Annotated in this window: 16 protein-coding genes and 1 pseudogene; 3 read left to right on the top strand and 14 right to left on the bottom strand. The window is 72.0% G+C overall.

The window, feature by feature from the left end; all coding sequences use genetic code 11:
• Positions 1 to 8: 8 nt before the first annotated feature.
• Genes ACQPXS_RS40485 through ACQPXS_RS40465 form a run of 5 tightly spaced genes read right to left on the bottom strand, consistent with a single transcriptional unit; the run spans position 9 to position 6,409 of the window.
• A complete protein-coding gene (locus tag ACQPXS_RS40485) occupies positions 9 to 2,048 on the bottom strand; it encodes an endo-beta-N-acetylglucosaminidase (RefSeq protein WP_433454510.1) in 2,040 nt (679 codons plus the stop codon).
• The gene (locus ACQPXS_RS40480; protein ID WP_433454509.1) at positions 2,045 to 3,301 is read right to left on the bottom strand and encodes a glycoside hydrolase 5 family protein; all 1,257 of its coding nucleotides are present in this window, start codon (positions 3,299 to 3,301) and stop codon (positions 2,045 to 2,047) included. The genes ACQPXS_RS40485 and ACQPXS_RS40480 overlap by 4 nt, the downstream gene beginning before the upstream one ends.
• Before the next feature lie 26 nt (positions 3,302 to 3,327).
• Entirely contained in the window at positions 3,328 to 4,233 is a 906-nt protein-coding gene (locus tag ACQPXS_RS40475) for a carbohydrate ABC transporter permease (RefSeq protein ID WP_433454508.1), read from the bottom strand.
• Positions 4,230 to 5,117: a carbohydrate ABC transporter permease gene (locus tag ACQPXS_RS40470; RefSeq protein ID WP_365324536.1), complete on the bottom strand. Its 888-nt coding sequence runs from the start codon at positions 5,115 to 5,117 to the stop codon at positions 4,230 to 4,232. The genes ACQPXS_RS40475 and ACQPXS_RS40470 overlap by 4 nt, the downstream gene beginning before the upstream one ends.
• A gap of 5 nt (positions 5,118 to 5,122) precedes the next feature.
• Entirely contained in the window at positions 5,123 to 6,409 is a 1,287-nt protein-coding gene (locus ACQPXS_RS40465; protein ID WP_433454507.1) for an ABC transporter substrate-binding protein, read from the bottom strand.
• A 221-nt stretch (positions 6,410 to 6,630) separates the two neighbouring features.
• Here ACQPXS_RS40465 and ACQPXS_RS40460 point away from each other — a divergent pair, with 221 nt between their 5' ends.
• A complete protein-coding gene (locus tag ACQPXS_RS40460; RefSeq protein WP_433454506.1) occupies positions 6,631 to 7,698 on the top strand; it encodes a LacI family DNA-binding transcriptional regulator in 1,068 nt (355 codons plus the stop codon).
• Positions 7,699 to 7,777: 79 nt separating this feature from the next.
• Here the strand turns inward: ACQPXS_RS40460 and ACQPXS_RS40455 are convergent, their stop codons facing one another.
• The gene (locus ACQPXS_RS40455; RefSeq protein ID WP_433454505.1) at positions 7,778 to 10,114 is read right to left on the bottom strand and encodes an alpha-L-fucosidase; all 2,337 of its coding nucleotides are present in this window, start codon (positions 10,112 to 10,114) and stop codon (positions 7,778 to 7,780) included.
• Between the two features lie 219 nt (positions 10,115 to 10,333).
• Between ACQPXS_RS40455 and ACQPXS_RS40450 the strand changes: the two genes are divergently transcribed.
• The gene (locus ACQPXS_RS40450; protein WP_433454504.1) at positions 10,334 to 11,683 is read left to right on the top strand and encodes an amidase; all 1,350 of its coding nucleotides are present in this window, start codon (positions 10,334 to 10,336) and stop codon (positions 11,681 to 11,683) included.
• Between the two features lie 36 nt (positions 11,684 to 11,719).
• Here ACQPXS_RS40450 and ACQPXS_RS40445 read toward each other — a convergent pair.
• Positions 11,720 to 12,104: pseudogene (locus ACQPXS_RS40445) on the bottom strand (N-acetyltransferase family protein); the annotation flags it as partial.
• 64 nt (positions 12,105 to 12,168) lie between these two features.
• A complete protein-coding gene (locus ACQPXS_RS40440) occupies positions 12,169 to 12,342 on the bottom strand; it encodes a hypothetical protein (RefSeq protein ID WP_323375219.1) in 174 nt (57 codons plus the stop codon).
• A gap of 409 nt (positions 12,343 to 12,751) precedes the next feature.
• On the opposite strand from ACQPXS_RS40440, the gene ACQPXS_RS40435 reads away from it, so the two are divergent.
• Positions 12,752 to 13,147 (top strand): hypothetical protein, encoded by a 396-nt coding sequence (locus ACQPXS_RS40435; RefSeq protein WP_433454503.1) that lies wholly within the window; start codon positions 12,752 to 12,754, stop codon positions 13,145 to 13,147.
• A gap of 227 nt (positions 13,148 to 13,374) precedes the next feature.
• Here ACQPXS_RS40435 and ACQPXS_RS40430 read toward each other — a convergent pair whose 3' ends face one another.
• The 6 genes from ACQPXS_RS40430 to glgC all read right to left on the bottom strand — a co-directional run bounded on the left by ACQPXS_RS40430 (position 13,375) and on the right by glgC (position 21,149).
• The gene (locus ACQPXS_RS40430) at positions 13,375 to 14,877 is read right to left on the bottom strand and encodes an SDR family NAD(P)-dependent oxidoreductase (protein ID WP_356307017.1); all 1,503 of its coding nucleotides are present in this window, start codon (positions 14,875 to 14,877) and stop codon (positions 13,375 to 13,377) included.
• 490 nt (positions 14,878 to 15,367) lie between these two features.
• Entirely contained in the window at positions 15,368 to 16,699 is a 1,332-nt protein-coding gene (locus ACQPXS_RS40425) for a wax ester/triacylglycerol synthase family O-acyltransferase (RefSeq protein WP_433454502.1), read from the bottom strand.
• Between the two features lie 155 nt (positions 16,700 to 16,854).
• Positions 16,855 to 19,176 carry a GH92 family glycosyl hydrolase gene (locus ACQPXS_RS40420; RefSeq protein WP_433454501.1) on the bottom strand — a complete coding sequence of 774 codons (2,322 nt, stop codon included), beginning with the start codon at positions 19,174 to 19,176 and terminating at the stop codon, positions 16,855 to 16,857.
• A 139-nt stretch (positions 19,177 to 19,315) separates the two neighbouring features.
• Complete coding sequence (locus ACQPXS_RS40415) at positions 19,316 to 19,543, bottom strand: GNAT family N-acetyltransferase (RefSeq protein ID WP_433454500.1); 228 nt, start codon at positions 19,541 to 19,543, stop codon at positions 19,316 to 19,318.
• Between the two features lie 78 nt (positions 19,544 to 19,621).
• A complete protein-coding gene (locus ACQPXS_RS40410; RefSeq protein ID WP_433454499.1) occupies positions 19,622 to 19,912 on the bottom strand; it encodes a hypothetical protein in 291 nt (96 codons plus the stop codon).
• Positions 19,913 to 19,928: 16 nt separating this feature from the next.
• Positions 19,929 to 21,149, bottom strand: coding sequence for a glucose-1-phosphate adenylyltransferase (gene glgC, locus ACQPXS_RS40405; protein WP_433454498.1), 1,221 nt, complete (start codon positions 21,147 to 21,149; stop codon positions 19,929 to 19,931).
• Positions 21,150 to 21,194: the final 45 nt, after the last annotated feature.

The raw sequence follows: 21,194 nt of genomic DNA, 5'->3' as shown, positions 1-21,194 counted from the left end.
GGCGGTGGTTACCAGGGGTGGGTGACGGTGACGGCGGTCGAGGCGTTGTAGAGCTCCCCCACGGCACGCAGTTCGAATCGTGCGGCGGCCTCTCCCTGTTCGGGTTGCAGGCCGGTGAGGAAGTAGGCGCGCTGACAGGTGCCGCCGAGGAAGCGGCGGGTGCCGTCGGAAAGGAGGCGGTGGAGCTCGTAGTGGCGGACGGCGCCGGGGGCGGCGTTCCACGCGAGCCGGAGGTCGCCGCCGGTCGCGACGGTGACGCGGGCGCCCGTGGGGGCCGCGGGGGCGGTGACGGTGTCCCGGACGGCGAGGCCGCCGAGGCGCCAGCGCACCGGTCCGTCGGCGGCGGTGAGCCGGACGCCGAGGGCGTGGATGGTGCCGGTGCCGGTCAGCGCGGTGAGCGCGGTGAGCGGAAGTGTCACGGTCTGCCAGCCGTTGGTCGACTTCACAGACCTGCCCCTGTTGATCGAGTTCACAGCCAGATACGTGTACGGGGGTGTCGCCCCGGCCTCGCTCGGCTCGGCCGTCGCCACCGCCAGCTCGACGTTCACAGCACCCGCGTCCGTCCGGTACGTCAGCTCGACAACCGTGTTCACACCGACCGGGAGCCGGGTCGCGTACAGATCCAGCACGACCGGTTGATCGAGTTCACCGTCCACCAGCACACTGCTCCCGCCCCGCCAGGCATCGGCGAAGTCGAAGGAGACCGCCGGCCGCTCCCCCGCCGTGCGCACCACCCACCGCCGCGCCGGCAGCCGGTCCTGGAGCCCGAGGTGGTTCCAGGCGGCGTCGGAGGTGACGGCCCCGTCCTCGTACCAGCGCCGCCCGTGCCCCGTGTTGAACACGGTCGCGAACGGCAGCGAGGTCACGGTCGACCGGTCCGCGACCGACACCGCCGGCGCCCGCCACGGATCGCTCGCGTCCGGCCGGGACGGGTCAAGCGACCGCCCGGTCCAGAACCGGTCGTCGGCAGCGTGGAAGTCCTCCGGAGCGCGCTGGTCGGCGGGCAGGTGGTTGCGGGTCCACTCCGGCCGGTAGAAGCCGATCGAGGTGACGTGCGGCTCACCGGACGGCACGATCGCGTCCCAGTCCACCGACGTACCGGACCCGTTCGACTCGACGTCGACGCCTGCCCACAACTCATAGCTGCTTCGTCCCAGTTGTTCCGCGTTCGTCCCCGAGGAGGCGAGCGTGGCCGCGCTCCACCGGAAGTCCACGAACATGTCGTCGGCGGCCTGGAAGAAGGCCTGGTTCTGGCTGTTCAGCGCGCCCTGCCAGCTGACCGTGCCGTTCACGGTCATCGCGTCGTACCAGGTCACCCGCTGTCCCCGCGCCGCCCCGAGCGCCTTCAGCTCCTTGACGAACCCGAGCATGGCCTGGCCCAGCGCGCTGTTCCCGCCGCCCGTCTCGGCGTTCACGAACCAGCCGTCGAAGCCGTAGGCCGCCGCGACCGCGACGAGTTGCGCGGCGAGCGGGTAGTGCCCGGAGGCGTCCTTCTGCACGAGGTCCCGGGTCCACTGCAGCAGGCCTCCGTACGCCACCGGCGGCAGGAAGACGTTCCCGAGCACCGGGACGCCGTGCCGGTGGGCCGCGTCCACGATCGGCGCGTTGGGCGCGAGGATCAGGCCCTCGCCCGCCGAGCCGCCCCAGAAGACCAGCTCGTCCAGGTAGGCCCAGTGGGTGAGGGCGTAGTAGTCGGCGGTGGCCGAGCCCTGGGAGGGGTTGGCGGACGTCGGCCCGAAGGAGACCAGGGCCTGGATGCGGGCCTCGCCGGAGCGGGCCGTGGTGTTCACCGGGGTCGGGGTGAAGCGGGCGGCGAGCGGCACCGACGCGGCGTTGAAGGCGAGGTCCGGGTCGTCGGCCGCGCGCCAGCTCTTCAGGCTGCGCCAGGTGATGCCGGGGCCCGGATCGCCGGCGGGGAGCGAGTCCGGGTACCAGTAGGAGGCGTACGGCGGGGTCGCGGCGGCTTTGGGGCGGGCGGCCGCGAAGGCGGGCAGCGGGAAGAGGCCGGCGGCGCCGGCGATCAGGACGGTACGTCTGCTGGGGTTCACGAGCGGGTGCCTCCGTGTGGGGTGGGGAGTACCTGATCGGGAGCGACGACCTCGGTGATGCCCCGCGCGGCGAGGTGGTCCTTGTCGTCCGCGCGGGTGTCGAGGACGGTGGTGGGGCGCGCGCCGTCGGCGACGAGCCGGAAGAAGGCGTCGAAGACGGCTCCGCCGGGGGCGCAGCGGGAGCGGCGGCCCGGATCGTCGGGCACGACGAGGGCCGTGGTGCGCGGGGCGGGGGCCGGGTGCGGCCGGTGTGCCGCCTCGGCCAGCACGCGGGCGATGTCCTTGGGCTCGCGGTCGTTGGTGAACAGGCCGAGCCCGTACTCGAGTTCGGGGAAGTCGGCGAGGTCGCGCGAGACGTCGTAGGAGCACCACCAGGTGACGCCCCACAGGTCGGGACAGTCCAGGACGTTGCCGATGGTCGCCTCGGCGAAGGCGGCGGCGTGCTCGGCGGGCACGAGCGGGGCGGGCGCGCCGACCTCCTGGAGCCAGACGGGCCGGTGCGGCTCCCCGGCCCAGGCCTTGCTCAGCTCCACCAGGTAGGCCGCGTGGTGTTCGGACGGCACGGAGGTACGGCCGTGGCGCTGGGCGGTGCCGTTGAACACCCAGGAGTGCACGGCGGTCGCGTCGCCGAGCCGGGCGGAGTGGCCGGGGGTGAAGGGCTGGTCGTCCTGGTACCAGGCGGCGTCGTAGGAGGCGTGCAGGTGCAGCCGGTCCGGGGCGCCCTCGGCGCAGGCGTCCAGCATCCGCACCAGCCACCGTTCGGCCTGATCCGCCGTGATGCGGTCGGGGTCGGGATGCGGGCCGGCGGCGAACTGGTTGACCTCGTTGCCGACGGTCATGCCGATGAAGTTGGGCCGGTCGGCGAGGGCGGCGGCGAGGGTGCGCAGATAGGCGGCCTGGCCCTCGACCACGTCCGGGTCGGTGAAGAGGTTGCGCCGGTGCCAGGTGCGCGTCCACGCGGGCAGGAAGTCGAAGCTGCTCAAGTGCCCTTGCAGTCCGTCGACGTTGACGTCCAGGCCGCGTTCGGCGGCGGCGTCGGCGAGGGCCACGAGCTGCTCGACGGCGCGCGGGCGGATCAGGGTCCGGTTGGGCTGGAAGCAGGGCCACAGCGGGAAGACCCGGACGTGGTCGAGGCCGAGCGCGGCGATCGCGTCGAGGTCGGCGCGCACGGGGTCCAGGTCGAAGTCGAGCCAGTGGTGGAACCACCCGACGCTCGGGGTGTAGTTGACGCCGAAGCGCACGGCAGGGGGCATGGAGTGTCCTTGTGACGTACGGGGGTTCAGCCCTTGACGGCGCCCTCGCCGACCCCGCGGAAGAAGTACCGCTGCAGGCAGGCGAACAGCGCGATGAGCGGGGCCACGGCGATCACGGTGCCGGCGGCGACGAGGCGTTCGTCGTTGGCGAAGGTGCCGTGCAGGTAGTTGAGGCCGATGGTGAGGGTGAACTTGGACGGGTCGCTGAGCACGATCAGGGGCCACAGGAAGTCGTCCCAGGCGCCCATGAAGGCGAAGATCGCGACGACAGCGAGCGTTCCCTTCACCGAGGGCAGGGCGACGCGCAGGAACCGCTGCCAGACGTTGGCGCCGTCGACGTAGGCCGCCTCCTCGATCTCGTACGGCAGGTTGCGGAAGGCGTTCCGCATCAGCAGCACGTTCATCGCGCCGATCGCGCCGGGCAGCACGACCCCGATGAGCGTGTTGTTCAGGCCGAGTTCGCGCATGGTGGTGAACTGGGCGATGACGATGCCCTCGACGGGCACGAGCATCGCCAGCACGAACACCAGCGTGGTCACGCGTCGGCCGCGAAAGCGCAGCCGGGCGAGGGCGTATCCGGCGAGCGCGGAGCCGACGCAGTTGGTGACGACGTTGGCGGTGGCGACCTTCAGGGAGTTCAGGGCGTAGTCCCAGACGGGGATGGTGTCGGCGACCCGCGTGTAGTTGTGCAGGGTCGGATGGGCGGGCAGGAAGCTGGGCGGTGAGCTGTAGATGTCCTCGGTGGGGCCCTTCAGGGAGGTGGACAGCTGCCAGAGGAACGGCCCGACGGTCAGCGCGAGGACGGCGAGTAGCAGCAGGTAGCGCCAGAGAAGCTCGCCGACGCGGACACGACGGCCGTGTTCGTCGGTGACCCGCGGCTCCTTGCGTACGGTGAGCGGCGGCTCGGGGCGTACCTTCTCCAGGAGGCTCACGACTCCTCCCTCCGGTCGGCGCGCAGCACGAGCAGCATGAGCGCGACGGTGACGACGAAGACGACGACCGAGAGCGCGGAGGCGTAGCCGACGCGGCCGGTCAGGCCGGTGCCGGTGCGCTGGACGAGCATGACGAGGGTGGTGTCCTCGCCGGCCGGGCCGCCGCTCGGGCCGGCCATCAGGTACACCTCGGAGAACACCTTGAAGGCGGCGACCGAGGAGAGCGCGGCGACCAGCACCATGGTGGAGCGCACGGCGGGCACGGTGACCGAGAGGAAGCGGCGCACCGGGCCCGCGCCGTCGACGGCGGCGGCCTCGTGCAGTTCGCGCGGCACGTTCGCCAGCGCCGCAAGATAGATGATCATGTAGTAGCCGAGGCCCTTCCAGACCGTGACGGCCATCGCGCTCAGCAGGAGCAGCCACTGGTCGCTGAGGAAGCCGACCCGGCCGATCCCGATCGTCTCCAGCAGCGAGTTGACCAGTCCGCGTTCGTCCAGCAGCCACACCCAGATCAGCCCGACCACCACGATCGAGGCGACGACCGGGGTGTAGAAGGCGGAGCGGAAGAAGGTGATGCCGGGGATGTTCTTCTGCACCAGCAGCGCGAGCAGCAGCGGCAGGACGACCAGGGCGGGCACGACCCCGACGATGTACAGGGTGCTGTTGCGCAGGCCGGTCCAGAACATGTCGTCGTGGAGCAGCTCGCGGAAGTTGGCGAGGCCCACGAAGTGGCCCGGCAGCAGGGTGCGGCGGTCGGTGAAGGAGTTCACCAGGGTGGAGACGAACGGGTAGAGCACGAAGGCGCCGGTGACGAGCAGCCCCGGTGCGGCGAACAACCAGGGGCTGGCGGGCAGTTGGCGCCTGATGCGGACCGGGGTCGCCATGGCCCTCAGCCCTGCTGGAGCAGCCGGTCGGCGGCGTTGACAGCGTTGTCAAGAGCCTGCTTGGGGCTCTCCTTGCCCTGGAGCGCCTTGGCCACCTCGTTGCGCAGCGCGGTCTTCATCTGGTCGCTGAACAGCACGGGCGTGTAATTGACGGCGCCCTTCAGGGACTTGGCGGCGGCGATGCGCACCCGGGTCTCGTCGGTGCCGTCCTCCTTGGTGAAGTACGGGTCGTTCAGGGAGCCGGCGGTGCTGGGGAAGATGGCGACCTTCTTGGCGAAGGACATCTGGTTCCGCGCGTCGGTGACGAAGTGGGCGAAGGCGACGGCGGCCGGGGTGTGCTTGGTGCGGGAGTTGACCATCACGCCCATCACGTACATGTTGACGTGCCCGGTGCTGGTGATCTGGTCGGTGATGCCGATGTTCTTGTACAGGCTCGGTGCGTTCTTCTTGAAGTTGTCGAGGTCGAGGGCACTGCCGGGGTTCATGGCGACGGCGCCGGTGAGGAACTTCTTGCCGGAGGACTCCGGGGTGGCGGTCAGGGCCTGCGGGTCGAGGGCCTTGGCGTCGTACAACTCCTTGTACTTCGTGAGCAGTTCGACTCCCTTGGCGTCGTTGAAGGCGAACGCGGTGCCCTGCTTGTTCATCAGGGAGACGCCGTAGCGGCCGAAGTCCTCGATGGTGGGCACGTTGGCGAGGGTGGCGACCTTGCCGCCGCTCTTCTTCGCCATCTGCAGGGCGTCGGCGAAGAGTTCGTCGTACGTCTTCGGCGGCTGGTCGGGGTTCAGCCCGGCCTTGGTGAACAGGGCCTTGTTGTAGAAGAGCGGGCCGGTGTTCAGGTACCAGGGGAAGGCGTACGTGCCGCTCATGCCCGGCACCTGGTGGCTGGCCCAGGCCCCGTCCAGGTACTCCTGCTTGTACTTGCCGGCGGCCTTGTCGAGGTCGAGCGCGAGGCCCGCCTTGGCGAGCGGGGCGACCAGGTCCGGGGAGACGTTGACGACGTCGGGCAGGGTGCCGCCGCCGGCGTCGGCACTGAGCTTGTCGGCGTAGCCCTCGGCGGGCTGGTCGATCCACTTCACATGCGTGCCGGGGTACTTCTTCTCGAAGTCGGCTATGACGCCGTCGAAGTACGACTTGAAGTTCGCGCGCAGGTTCCAGGTCTGGAAGGTGATGTCGCCCTCGACCTTTCCGGAGGCGTCGGTCGAGCCGCCGGCGTCGCCGCCCGAGCCGCAGGCGCTCAGGGGCAGGACGAGGGCGACGGCAGCGGCGGCGAGGGCTCTGCGAGGTATGGGCACGGTGACACGGCTCCCTTGCTGTGTCGGGCGGTCGGGTGGCGCCAGAGACCTTGCCCGCGCCGTTCGAAGAAAGTCAATGCATTCCAACCAACTAAAGAAATTCCCCGTTCATTAGTGCAGGTCAGGCCCATATGGCCGAGACCTTGCGGTCAAATGCTAATGCGCTTTAGGGTCTTGACACTCAAGCGCATTAGCGAGCACTGTCAGGAAGGGGGAGAAGCGTGGCGACCAAGCGGTCCCCCACCCGCCGGCCCACGATGAAGGACATCGCCCGGCGGGCCGGAGTCTCCGAGAGCGCCGTGTCCTTCGCGCTCAACGGCCGCCCCGGTGTCTCCGAGGCGACCCGGGCGCGGGTCCACCGGGTCGCCGAGCAGCTCGGCTGGCGTCCCAGCACGGCCGCCCGCGCCCTGTCCGGCGAGGGCGCGGCCACGGTCGGCTTCGTCCTGGCCCGCCCCGCGCACACCCTGGGCGTCGACTCCTTCTTCCTCCAGCTCGTCTCGGGCATCCAGGAGGTGCTGGCCGAGCGGCACTTGGGCCTGCTCTTCCAGGTCGCGGAGGACGTGACCGAGGAGTGCGCGGTGTACCGGCGCTGGTGGGCGGAACACCGCGTCGACGGCGTCCTGGTGGCCGACCCGCGCGCCGACGACCCGCGCCCAGGACTGCTGGACGAACTCGGGCTGCCAGCCGTGGTGATCGGCGGCGCACCCGACGTACGGCACCCCGGCCTGTCCACGGTCTGGGCGGACGACGCGGGCGCGATGGCCTCCGTGGTGGACGAGCTGACGGCGCTCGGCCATCGCCGGATCGTGCACATCGCCGGACTCCCCGAACTGGCCCACACCCAGCGCCGTATCGCCACGCTGCGCGCGGAGGCGGAGCGGCGCGGGCTCACCGAGGTCCGCTCGGTCACCACCGACTACTCCGACGCCCAGGGCGCCGCCGTCACCCGCCGCGTCCTCGGCGACCCGCCCGTCCCGACGGCGCTCATCTACGACAACGACGTGATGGCCGTGGCCGGCCTGGCCGCCACCGCCGACCTGGGCTTCCGCGTCCCGCAGGACGTGTCGGTGGTCTCCTGGGAGGACTCGGCCCTGTGCCGCATGGTCACCCCCCGGCTGTCCGCGCTCTCCCGGGACAGCGCGGAGTTCGGCCGGACGGCCGCCCGCGAGCTGCTGGCCCTGCTGGACGGCGACCCGGCCCGCGCGGTGGGCGTGCCGGTGCCGCGGCTGACGGGGCGGGGCAGCACGGCTCCCGTCCCGGGCAACGCGCGGGCGGAGCAGATCTCTTGAGGCGAGACGGGACGACGCAAAGGCCGGGCGGGAGAGGATCTTCGGCCCGCTCCCACCCGGCCTCCGCGGCTGTGCGCGCTCAGACCTGCCAGTGCACCTTGAACACCCACGCGTACCGGCCCGCGTCGCGTGCGGCCCGCGGTACGTCGACGACCAGCGAGCCGCCCGAGACGGTCCAGGTCAGGGGCCGGTCGTGGCCCAGCATCGTCACCTTGTCACCGGGCCGCACCGGGACCGGGGCGTCGACGATCAGCTTCGGGCCCGGCCGGGTCAGGGAGTGGATGTAGAAGGCCTCGTCCGGGCGGACCGTGAACCGCAGGTCCTCGCCGAGCTGGGCCATGCGCGACCAGTACGTGGTGTCGTAGATCGCCTCGCCGTTGACCTTCAGCCACCGTCCGGTCTCCCGCAGCCGGGTCTGCATGATCTCCGGGATGGTGCCGTCGGCGCGCGGCCCGATGTCGAGCAGGAAGTTGCCGTTCTTGGAGACGATGTCGACGAGGCTGTGCACGACCTCCTCGGCGGTCATGTAGGCGTCGTCCGGGGTGGCCCGGTTGTAGCCGTAGCTGTGGGGGTCCAGGCCGCGGCTGGCCTCCCACTTGGCGACGACGGTGTTGGCGTACGTCGTGTACTCGGGCGTGGTGAAGTCGTGGAAGGCGATGCCCGACCGGTCGTTGACGGTCACGTCGGTCGGACGGGCGCGGTTCTTCGCGTGGTTGAAGTACTCGGCCAGGACGTGGAGGCTGTCGTTGGCGCCGCCGATGTCGCACCAGATGATCTCCGGGTCGTACCCGTGGATCAGCTCCAGCATCTGCGGGGCCTGGTAGTCGTGCACGTAGTCCTTGTCCGCGGTGTAGCCGGTGTACGGCACGGGGGCGAGCGTGTACGGATTGCGCGGCGCGTGCCCCATCCACGGGTTGTCGGGGTTGAACCACTCGGGCATCGAGAAGTACAGGCCCCGGTGGAGTTCGGGGGCGTAGCGGCGGCTCGCCTCGAAGAGTTCCCGCACCAGGTCCCGCTTCGGGCCCATCCTGACGGCGTTGCGGTCGGAGACCTGGGTGTCCCACAGGGCGAAACCCTCATGGTGTTTCGAGGTCAGGACGTGGTACCGGGCGCCTGCGTCGCGGAACAGCTCGACCCAGGCGCGCGGGTCGAACCGCTCGGCGGTGAAACGAGGGATGAAGTCGTCGTAGGCGAAGTCCTCGCCGTAGGTGTCCCGGTGGTAGGCGTACACCGCGTTGGACGGGTCCTGCATGCTGTCCCAGTACCACTCGGCGTACTGGGCGCCCACCGGTGACCACGCGGGCACCGAGTAGACGCCCCAGTGGATGAAGACGCCGAACTTGGCCCCCTGGAACCAGTACGGCGCCTGGTGGGCGGAGAGCGAGTCCTCGGTGGGCGCGTAGTCCGCGGTGCCGAGCGTGAACGTGCCCGAGACGTCCGCCGCTTCGGTGCCGCGTCCGGTGACCGTCACGGCGCCCTCCCTGCGGGTGCCCGGCGCCGTGCCCGTGCGGTTGCGGATGCCGATGCGGACGCGGGCCTGCTCACCGGGGTCGAGGCGGCGGATCCGGGCGGGCTGCACGGTGCGGGCGCCGGGCACGTCCACGGCCACGGAGACGCCGTCCGCCGCGAGTACGGCGACCGTGCCCGCGTTGACGACGGTGGCCTCCACGCTCTGGGCGCCCGAGGGCTCCAGCAGCGAGGACGTGGAGTGTGCGGACCTCAGCAGCAATGCCCGGCCCTGGGCCGCCGGTTGGAGGGTGAGCGCGAACACGTGCAGTGAAGCCTTGCCGGCCTCGGCGGGGTTGGTGACGGGCAGCGTGATCGCCACCGCCTCGCGGCCCGGGTCGAGCGGGAGCTCCGAGGCCCCGATGCCGACCGGGTGCTCGTCCTTGGTGCCGTCGGGCCGGTAGCGGTACGGCGCCGAGAGCGGGCCGCCGGTCGCGTACCAGTCGGCGCCGCCGAGGCCGGCGGTGGCCGTCGTGCCGTCGGCGTAGTGGACGGTGGCGGTGCCCGAGGCGTCGCCGTAGCTCGCGGCGGTGAGGAAGTGGGCCGACAGATAACGGCCCTTGGGGACGTCGATCCGCTGGCCCAGGGCTACGGCGTTGTTGCGGGCGCCGGCGGTGGAGGCGGGGAAGTCGAACGGCACGCCGTCGGCCTCGACCCGGCCGGCGGGCAGTTCCTCGCCGGGGAAGGTGTAGCCCGAGCCGTCGAAGTCGCCACCGCGCGCGGAGGCGGTGTCGATGCCGTCGTTGTCGTAGAGGGCGTCCAGCGGGACGGGCACGGGGTCGGGGACGGTGGCCCACGGTGCCTGGCGTGTTGCCGCCCGGGCCGGTGCGGAGGTGGCGAGCGGGAGGGCGGTCACCGCGGCCGCGCCCGCCGCCGCGGCCAGGACTCGCCGTCTGGGATACGTACTCATGAGCGGCTCCCAAGCAGTCCGATTCATCGGATGTCTGATGATTCAGTGGGTGCCGAAGCCGTGTCAACGGGGCTGCAAGAGGCTTGACTTGAACAAGTGATGGGATGACTGACCGGGCGTAGGGCACCGCTCTCGACGTTCCGCCGCCCGGAGGTGCAGAGTTCTCCCTGCGCCGTGATGCGTACCAGCGAGTAGCCGACGACCGAGCGAGGAGTGCCCGTGGGTGACTGGGCCGGGCGGAGTGCCGCCGAGATAGCCGCCGCCGTACGCGAGAAGCGGGTGACGCCCCGGGAGGTGGCGGCCGAGCACCTCGCACGGATCGAGCGGCTCGACGGCCGGATCGGGGCGTTCCGGAAGGTGCGGGCCGAGGCGGCGCTCGCCGAGGCCGACGAGGTGGCCTCCCGCACCGATCTGGCCGAACTGCCGCTCGCGGGCGTGCCCGTGGCCGTGAAGGACAATCTCGCGGTGCGCGGCGAGTCCCACCGGGACGGCTCCGCCGCCACCCCGGACACCCCGGCCGCCGAGGATCACGTCACGGTGGCCCGGCTGCGGGCGGCCGGCGCGGTGGTCGTGGGCCTGACGAACGTGCCGGAGCTGTGTGTCTTCGGCACCACGGAGGGCGTGTTCGGCGCCGCCCGCAACCCGTGGGACACCAGGCGCACGGCGGGCGGCTCCTCCGGCGGCAGCGCGGCCGCGGTGGCCGCCGGGATGGTGCCCGTCGCGCTCGGCAACGACGGCATGGGCTCGCTGCGCATCCCGGCCGCGAACTGCGGCCTGGTCACGCTGAAGCCGGGGCACGGGGTGGTGCCGGCGGGGATCGGCAACGGCGACTGGTTCGGCATGGCGGAGAACGGCCCGCTCGCGACGACGGTCGAGGACCTGCGGCTGATGCTGGGCGTGCTGGCGGGCACCGATCTGCCGGGCGCGCAGGAGGCCCCGCGCCGGAGGATCGCCGCGGCCGTGCGCAGCCCGCTCGCGGGGGTGAGCGTGAGCGGATCGTATACGACCGCGGTCCGGGAGGCGGCCGGGGTGCTCGCGCGGGCCGGGCACCGCGTGCGGCGGGCCGAGCCGCCGTATCCCCTCTCGCTGGGCGTCACCGCGCTGCGGCACTGGACGGCCGGGACCGCGGTGGACGCCGAGGGCCTGGACCGGGCGCGGCTGGCCCGGCGGACCCGGGTGCACGCGGCCGTCGGACAGCGCTTCGTCCAGTCGGTGCGCACCGGGGACGGCCGCGAGCGCCTGCGCGCCCGGCTGACCCCCTTCTTCACCGAGCACGACGTCCTGATCACCCCGGCCCTGGCCCGGCGCTCCCCCCAGGCCGGCCCGTGGCACGAACGCGGCTGGCTGCGCAACGTGCTGGCCAACACCGCGTACTCCCCGTTCACCCCGCCCTGGAACCTGACCGGCTGGCCCGCGATGTCGGTCCCGTTCGGCACCCTTCCCTCGGGCGCCCCCTGCGCCGTACAGCTCGTGGGCCGCCCGGGCTCGGAGTCCGTCCTGCTGGAGCTGGCGGAGGAACTGGAGACGCTGCGTCCGTGGCGGCGGACGGCACCGGTGGCGGGCTCCTGAGGCTCCCCAGCGCCGCCTGGTCGAGCGACCGGTACATATGTGCAGTCCCACCCTGCCGTGCCGGGGATGGTCGAAGGCGCCCGCGACCGTGCCGAGGACGGTGAAGCCCAGGGAGGTCCACAGGGCGACGGCCGGGTTGGTCTCGACCACGGCGTTGAAGACCATCGCCCGGTAGCCGTGGGCCTTCGCCTCGGCCAGGACGTGCTCGACGAGGGCGCGGCCGATGCCCTCGCCCGTGCGACCACGGCCCCGGTCGCGTCCTCGGCCACGTAGACGCGCTGGCGGGGTCCATCCAGAGCGCGCGGGCGTCCTCCTCGGAGGTCTGCGGATCCCAGGCGTAGGTTTCGGCGGCGGCGACGATCCGGTGCCGGACAGGCCGGATCCGCGGCCGGTCGTCGGCCGCGGCTCCTTCGGTCGGCATGGGCGTGAGTCCGTCGGGTCACGCCCATGCGTGCGGCGATCGCGGAAGGGGTCCGACCCGGGGGTCAGTCCACGCTGGGCAGGATGTGGGGCTCGGCGAGGTCGTCCTCGTAGCCCGCCAGGCGGATCGGGGCGGACCGGGCCCACACGTCGAGGCTGCCGAGCTCTCCCGGCTGCCGGCCCGTGCGCTCCGTGCGTTCCTTGGGGCGCTGGTCGCGATTCGTCTTCTCCGGTGTCACCGCGCACTCCTTATGTGTCGGTCACCCTCGGGCGCCTGCCGGACAGCCTGCGCGCCGGCACTCGGCGCCCGCTCGGGTCTGGATGGAAGGCCAGTTCGGACGCGGTGGCGCCGATGCGGACGTATGGGTCTGGGTGGGACCCGGTCTTGTTGTCCGTCCCCTCCAGGTTACCCAAATGAGCGGGCTCGCGCTCGATCGGGAGTGCAAACAAGGTGTAACTATCAGAAGTCGTTTCGCACCTCAACACCTCCAATATGCGGCTATGTGCCGACGGTCGCATCACCCGATCGTCGAGCGATTCACCCACTCGGCCTACATGTGGCGCAGTTCAGGTGCCGTTGGCCGGGGCGCAAGATGGTCATGATCTGCTGATGAGTGGGCAACGGCTGTCTCGCGGAAGGACTGACGCATGGAGCTGCGCAGCGTCGAGGAGCTGATGGATCTGCTGTACGCCGGCCGGCACCAGCACGCGCTGAGAACCGCCGCGCTGCTGCGCCGCCGCCGCCCCGCCGACAAGGAGCTCCAGGTGGCGGGGCTGGTGCACGGCATCGGGCCGGTGCTGTGCCCGGGCGAGGAGACGGGCGGGGCGCTCGGCGCGGCCGAGGCGGTGCGCTCCCTGCTCGGGGAGCGGGTGTTCCGGCTGGTGCGCGGGGACGCGGGCCCGGCCGACGACGATGTGCTGCGGCTGCGCCAGGCGGACGAGGAGAGCCGTACGGCGGGGTTCGACGCGGGCGTCCTGGAGGACTGGCGCACGGTACTGGAGCTGGTGGCGGCCCACAATTCGCGGCTCGGTGCCGTCGACTGACACCCGCACGGCTGACGGCCCGTCGAACCGCCGGGCCGTCACGAACGCCTGCGCGGAGTGCCCGAGATCGAGACGGCTGCGCGTCGGCCCCGAAGGGCCCGCAGTCCCGCTGGGGTCTGCTGATGGATCACAACCATGAAGAACGCGTCACCTGCGCACCGGGCACTCCGGCACGACCGTCACCCTAGGGCAGGGACGGTCGCGCAGGCCACCGGATTCGGCACCGGTCACCACTTGCCGGGCGCGTAGTCCTTCAGGAAGACGCCGTACAGGTCCTCGCCCGCCTCGCCGCGCACGACCGGGTCGTAGACGCGGGCGGCGCCGTCGACCAGGTCGAGGGGCGCGTGGAAGCCGGCCTCGGCGAGGCGCAGCTTGTCGTAGTGCGGGCGCTCGTCGGTGATCCAGCCGGTGTCGACGGAGGTCATCAGGATGCCGTCCGTCTGGAACATCTCCTCGGCGCTGGTCCGCGTCACCATGTTCATGGCCGCCTTCGCGGCGTTGGTGTTCGGATGCCCGGCGCCCTTGTAGCCGCGGCTGAAGACGCCTTCCATCGCCGAGACGTTGACGACGTACGCGCGTCCGCTCGCCGCCTTCTTCGCCGCGTCGGCCATGGCCGGGCGCAGGGCACTGATCAGGATGAACGGCGACGTGTAGTTGCACAGCTGGGTCTCGAGCAGCTCGACCGGCGAGATCTGGTCGATGGTCTGCACCCAGGTGTTGGTGTCGACGACGTCGGGGACGAGGCCGCCGGCGTCGATGGCGGTGCCGTCGAGGTGCCGGGCGACGCTGGCGTTGCCCGCGACGAGGGCGAGGTCGGCGACCTTCTGGGCGTCCAGGCCGCCGGTGCCGACGGGCAGCGCGGCGATGCCGTCGACGGCGCCGGAGTTGAAGGCGCCGATGACGTGGTGGGCGGGGAGTTCACCGGCGGGCAGCGGGGCGCTCTCGCCCTCGACCAGGGCCGCGTAGGCGGAGGGCAGGCGGCGCACGGTCTGCGTCGCGTTGTTGATCAGGATGTCGAGCGGACCGGCCTCGGCGACCTGCTCGGCCAGGGCGACGGCCTGCGCGGGGTCGCGCAGATCGATGCCGACGACCTCCAGCCGGTGGATCCAGTCCGCCGAGTCCTCCATCGCCTTGAACCTGCGGATGGCGTCCTTGGGGAAGCGGGTGGTGATGGTGGTGTGCGCACCGTCGCGCAGCAGCCGCAGCGCGATGTACATGCCGATCTTGGCGCGGCCGCCTGTGAGCAGGGCGCGCTTGCCGGTGAGGTCGGCGCGGGCGTCCCGCTTGGCGCGGTTCTCGGCGGCGCACTTCTGGCAGAGCTGGTGGTAGAAGTAGTCGACCTCGACGTAGCGGCTCTTGCAGATGTAGCAGGAGCGGGGGCGCTGGAGTATGCCCGCGATCTTGCCCGCGTCGACCTTGGAGGAGGGCAGGATGCCCTCGGTCTCGTCGTCGATGCGCTCGGCGGAGCCGGTGGCGGTGGCCTCGGTGACGGCGCGGTCGTGCGCGGTCTTGGCGGCGCGGCGTTCCTGCCGGCGGCGCTGCTTGACCGTACGGTAGATGTGCGAGGTGGCCCGGCGGACCTTGATCGCGTCTGGGTGGTCGACCTCGATCTGGTCGAGTTCCTCCAGCACGCTGAGGCAGACGGCCAGCCGTTCCGGGTCGATACCGGGGCCGTAGACCACTTCCTCCGTGGCCATGGAAGCCATGGAGCCGTCCTCTGTCACCGTCATCGCGCTGCCGCTTCCCTGATCACCCGCGCAGCGCTCCGACTCGCGCCCGCCTTCGAACGGGGAATTTTACGGAGCAACCGGCTCCCCGCCAAACCCACCCGGACCAGCACCGAAGCCACGCCGCGACGCCACCGGCACCCCGAACCCGGCCGGCCACGGCCACCGACGGCGAATCGACCCCACCCGCACCCGACAACGAAACCCGCACGGGCCACGCAGATCGGAACCCCGCCCCCGGCCGAAGGCCGAACCGCCCCGCACCCGCGACCCCACACCCGCCGACAGCGAACCCACCCCTCCGGGACCACCCGCACCCGGCGGCCAGAGCGGCACGGGCCGTGCGGATCGGATCCCCCGCCCCCGGCCGAAGCCCGGCCCACCCCGCCGACAGCGAAGCCGCCCCACCGGGACCACCCGCACCCGGCGGCCGGAGCCGCACGGGTGGTGTGGGTGTGTCCCCCTGGTCCCGGCCGGAGGCCGGCCGGGGTGGTCAGGCGTCGCAGGCCGCCAGCAGCGTCGACACCTCGGCCGACACCGCGTGGGCGAACCGGTCCAGGTCCGGCACGGCCTGCGCATCGGCGACCAGCCCGTAGTGCACGCGGCCGCGATACGTGGAGATGGCCACCGCCAGCGACTGCCCCGGCGCGAGCGGCGCCAGCGGATACACCTCCTTCAGCTCGTGGCCGCCCAGCCGCAGCCCCAGCCCCGGCAGCGGCACGCTGGTGACCAGGATGTCGAACCACAGCCGGGCCGCCTGCCCGACGAGCGGACCGCCGAGCCGGTGCCCGAGGGCCGGGACGTGGTCGGCGAGCAGCGCCACGGCACCGGCACCCCGGTTCGGCCCCGCGTCCTTGTTGCGGACCATCGCGGTGCGCACCGCGTCCAGCCGGCCGAGCGGGTCCGGCTCGTACACCGGGAGCCGTATCAGATAGCCGGAGAGCCGGTTGCCCTGTGGGTGCGCGGTGCGCGGACGGCGGCGGGAGACGGGGATGAGCGCGCGGGGCGCCACTCCCGTGCTGCCGTCGCCGCGCTCGTCCAGCCAGCTGCGCAGGGCCCCGGCGACGACGGCGATCAGCACGTCGTTGACGGTGCCGCCGGCGGTCTTGCGCACGCGGTGCACGTCGTCGATGTCGAAGACCACCCCGGCGGTGCGGCGGGTGCCACTCGGGGCGGAGGTGAGCGCGGAGGTGGGCCGCATGCCGAGGGTGGACCGGGCGAGGGAGGCGCCGATGTCCAGGGCCCGGCCCACGTCGGACAGCGCGCCCTTGACCAGCTCCGGGACGAGCCCCGGCAGCTTGCGCACGTCCGGCAGCAGCCCGCGCGGCGGCTCGACGGCGCGGGGCGCCCGCTCGGGCAGGTCCACCGGATCCAGGACGCCGGCGGCCAGCTTCAGCGCGCGCAGCCCGTCGGCGAGGGCGTGGTGGAACTTGAACAGCACGGCGAAGGACATCCCGTCCTCGCCGGGCAGCACATGCGCCTCCCACGGCGGCCGGCCGCGCTCCAGCGGCCGCTCCATGAGCCGGCCGGCGGCCGCGTGGAAGTCGGCGGTCGGGGCGTGCAGCCGTACGTGGTTCAGCGGGTCGAAGTCCGGGTCGGGTTCCCGGGTGGCGCCGCCGAAGGCGAGCGGCTGCCAGACGTCGCGGATGCGCAGGCGCAGCCCCGGTACGGCGGCGGCGCGGGCGGCGAGCAGGTCGGCGGCATGGGCACCGGCCGTGGGTGAGTGCGCGCCGAAGACGCCGAGCGCGCCGAGGTGCATCGGATGCCGGTCGGACTCGATGTTCCAGAACGCCAGGTCGAGTGGAGCGAGCAGGTCGGAAGTCAAGGGCTTGCCTCACGCGTCGACGACGGGTGGATCTGACAGTCACGCGCAGTCAATCTCTGTCAACCGATTACGGTCAAGTACGATCAGGCTACGCTCAGTTAACAGGAGATTAAGTCCCGCCCCTGCAACAGGGGCGGGACCTAGGGATATGTGCGTCACCTCAGGACGGGCTGCGCCGCCCCGGGTGACGTACCCCACTCGGACGGGCGCGGGCCGACCGTGAACGCGAGCGAGCGCAGGGAGCGCAGCGCACCCGTCGTCAGATAGGTCCGCGCGTGCGGTGTTCCGTCGGTGCGGACGGTCTGGATGTACCGGTCGGTGGCCGAGGTGCCCGGCGCGGCGATCGCCAGCCGGCCGCTCGGCCAGTACCGGCGGTCCAGGGTGAGGTCGACGCGGTCGAAGACCGGCGTGGACAGGCCCCAGGTGTCGTAGCCGGGCTGGATCGGGAACAGCCCGATGGACGACAGCACGTTCCAGGCGGACATCGTGCCCAGGTCGTCGTTGCCGGTGATGCCGGTGGGCCCGTCGGTGAAGAGGGTCAGGGCGGCGTGCACCACGTCGGTGGTCTTCCACGGCTGGCCGGTGGCCAGGTAGGTGTAGGGGGCGATGAGGTCGGGCTCGTTCATCGGGTTGTACTTGTCGGCGTTGTAGTACGCGTACGCGTCGCCGTGCACCCACACCTCGCGGGCCGTCCTCGCGGGGTCGGCCAGCAGCCGGTCGTAGGCGAAGAAGGAGTCCAGCCGGTCGTTGGCCGCGGCCTCGCCGCCGATGAGCCGCACCACGCCGGGCACGTCCTGCGGCACGAGCCACTGGTACTGCCAGGCGGTGCCCTCGTGGAAGCCGGTGCCGCGCGCCGGGTCGGCCGAGCCGGTGAAGGCGCCGGAGGCGTCGCGGGCACGGAAGAAGCCGGTCGCGGGGTCGAAGATGTGCCGGTAGTTCTGCGCCCGTGCCGCGTAGCGGGCGGCGTCGGCGTCGTGGCCGAGGCCGCGCGCCATCTGGGCCAGCATGGCGTCGGCGAGGGCGTACTCCAGCGTGACGGAGGCTCCGTGGTGGTAGTCGGAGTCGCCCATCTTGGCGTACGGCCGGTTCTTGTCGTACGGGGCGAAGCCGTGCGCGAGGTACTCGGCGTTGGCCTCCCGGCCGATGCCCGGGTAGTCGGCCGGGGGGACGCCGTCGGCGTTCTTCTTCAGCGCGCGGTAGACCCGCTCCTCGAAGCCCTTGAGCAGCCCCGTGTGGTAGGCCGTGGTCAGGAGCGGGGTGACGGGGTCGCCGCTCATGATGTTCGTCTCGACCGGCCCGTACCCCCACTTGGGCAGCCAGCCGCCGTCCTCGTCGACGGCGACGACCGAGCGGGCCATGTCCCGTGCCTCGCGCGGCGCGAGGAGCGCGAGGAGCTGGGCCTGGGTGCGGTAGGTGTCCCACAGCGACCAGTTCTGGTAGTACGTGAAGCCCTCGGCGTGGTGGACCCGGCGGTCCCAGCCGAAGTAGCGGCCGTCGGTGTCGCTGCCGACGTTCGGCGCGAGAAAGGACCGGTACAGCGAGGAGTAGAAGGTCCGGCGCAGCGTGCGGCTGCCGCCCCGGACGCGGACGGCGCCGAGCCGCCTCTCCCACGCCTGGCGGGCCCGCTCGCGCACGGCGTCGAAGGACCGGCCGCCCTCGGCGGCCAGGTTCCCGGCCGCGCCGCGCGCGTCGACGTACGACAGGGCCGTGGTCGCCTCGACCGTACGGTGCTTGGTGGTGTCGAAGCGGACGTAGGCGCCGCCGGGCCCGCTGCGGGAGCCCCGGGTGAGCGTCGCGCCGTCCCAGGTGCCGTACGCGGTGAAGGGCCGGCTGAACCGGGTGATCGTGTAGACCGTGTAGGGGCCGGTGTCCCGGCAGAAGCCGTGCCCGGTGATCTCGGTGCGCACGGTGTGGTCGTCGAGGATCTCGACGCTGCTGGAGACCCCCTTGTGCAGGGACTGGGCCGCGTTCAGCAGGACGTTGGCCTTGGCGGTGGCGGGGAAGGTGTAGCGCTGCACGCCGGTGCGCTCGGTCGCGGTCAGCTCGGCGCGGATGCCGGAGGAGAGGCCGACCCGGTAGTAGCCGGGGCTCGCCGTCTCGGCCCGGTGCGAGAAGCCGGCCGCGTACCGGGTGTAGTCCGTCTGCGTGACGTCGCCGGTGGTCGGCAGCACGGGCAGGTCGCCGCCGATGCGGCAGCCGACGCCGGAGAGATGGACCAGGGAGAAACCGCGGATGCGGTTCTGCGTGTAGTCGTAGCCGGTGTTGTGCCCGGTGTCCGGGGAGAGCTGCACCATGCCGAAGGGCACGGCCGCGCCGGGGAAGGTGTTGCCCTCGTCCTGGGTCCCGATGAACGGGTTGACCAGATCGGTGAGGTGGCCGTCGGTCCGCTCGGCGGCCCGTGCGGCCGGGGTGGCGATCAGCGTGGACACTGCCATCACCCCGGCCAGGCACAGCCGCGTGCGCCGGGTCCCTCTCATGTCGCATGACCTCCGCAGGTTCGACATCGATGTCTGAATCCTGAAGGTCGAACGACTCAGATCCGGGCAAGATACGACGATCGGGCCGAACGCGTCGCGCCCGGCGGGGCCCGCATGGTGACGTGGCGTCAGAGTGTCGTCAGCCTGAAGCCCTCGTGGCTGCGGACGAAGCCCAGCCTGGCGCGCGTGCCCGTGCCACGGCCCGCTCCATCAGCGTCCGGCCGAGCCCGCCGCCGCGCCGGTCCGCGCGGATCCGCACCTCCTCGATCAGCGCCCGATCGGCACCGCCCTTGCCGAGTCCCGGGATGTACGTCGCCTGCGGACAGCCCATCACCGCGCCGGTCCCGGCCTCGACGAGGACCGGCATCTCGTGCCGCGGGTCCTGCTCGCGGCGCGGGTGGCGGGCCGGAACGTGAGCGCGGGAGCATCCGACACGCGCCTGGCCCTAACCCGGGCTGCCGGGCGGGTCCCAGGGGTGGGGGGCGGGGACGGCGTCCTCGACCTCGATCAGGTCCTCGGCCACCGCGTCCAGTTCCCGCCGGTCGTACTCCGTGAGGAAGGGGAACAGGGCTCCGCAGTCGCGGCAGGCACGCCCGAGGGAGGCCTCGAACTCCGGCCGGGGCTTGAGGAGTCCCGGCCGGCGGAACCTCAGCCGCAGCCGCTCGAACCGCCTCTCCCCCGAGGAGAGCTCACCGACCGGACTCAGCCGGCCGGAACCGCATATGGCGCATCGCATGCCGCGGACCCTATCCCTAGGGCACCCGCTGCCCCTTGCCCAGGGCGATCACCCCGCCCTTGGACACGGTGTACAGCTCCGCGTCCCGTTCCGGGTTGACGCCGATGGTCGCGCCGGGCGGGACCTCGACGTTCTTGTCCAGGACGGCGCCGCGTACCACCGCGCCCCGGCCGATGCGCACGTTGTCGTGCAGCACCGAGCCCTGGACCACCGCGCCCGGGTCGACGCGTACGCCCGGGGAGAGGACGGACCGGGTGACCTGACCGCGGATCAGGCAGCCCGCGCTGATGATGGACTCGCCCGCGATGCCGCCCGCGTTGAAGCGGGCCGGGGAGAGCTGGCCCGAGTGGGTGTAGATGGGCCACTGGCGGTTGTAGAGGTTGAACGCGGGCCGCTCGGCGATGAGGTCCATGTGCGCCTCGTAGTAGGCGTCCAGGGTGCCCACGTCCCGCCAGTAGCCCTGGTCGCGGCTGGTCTCGCCGGGCACGTGGTTCTCGGCGAAGTCGTACAGCTGGGCCTCGCCGCGCGCGGTGAGCTGGGGCAGGATCGAGCCGCCCATGTCGTGCACCGACTGCTCGTCCTCGGCGTCCCGGTGCAGCGCCTCGATCAGGGCCTTGGTGGTGAAGATGTAGTTGCCCATCGAGGCGAAGACGGTCTCCGGGTCGTCCCGCAGGCCCGGCGGATCGGCGGGCTTCTCCAGGAAGCGCTCGACGACCTGGCCGTCCCGCCCCGGCGTGATCACCCCGAACGACGAGGACTCCGCGCGCGGCACCCGGATGCCCGCCACCGTCACCCCGGCGCCGCCCTCGATGTGCTGGGCGAGCATCTGCCGCGGATCCATGCGGTACACGTGGTCGGCGCCGAACACGGCCACGTACTCGGGCTGTTCGTCGTGGATCAGGTTCAGTGACTGCAGGATCGCGTCGGCGCTGCCCAGGTACCAGCGCGGGCCGAGGCGCTGCTGGGCCGGGACGGGTGTGACGTAGTTGCCGAGCAGGCTGGACATCCGCCAGGTGGTGGTGATGTGCCGGTCCAGCGAGTGCGACTTGTACTGGGTCAGCACGCAGATCCGCAGGACGTCGGCGTTGACGAGGTTGGACAGGACGAAGTCGACGAGACGGTAGGTGCCGCCGAAGGTGACGGCTGGTTTGGCGCGGTCGGCGGTCAGCGGCATCAGACGCTTTCCCTCGCCGCCCGCCAGTACGATCCCGAGTACGGAAGGCCCTCCACGACGCATGGCCGCTCCCCTCACCCTGGTTGAACCATGGCTGCCCCGAGCAGG

Source organism: Streptomyces sp. CA-142005 (genome assembly GCF_050942335.1).
Lineage (GTDB): Bacteria > Actinomycetota > Actinomycetes > Streptomycetales > Streptomycetaceae > Streptomyces.
The sequence above is the reverse complement of the archived record's forward strand: the minus strand, read 5'-3'. Positions and strand labels throughout refer to the sequence as shown.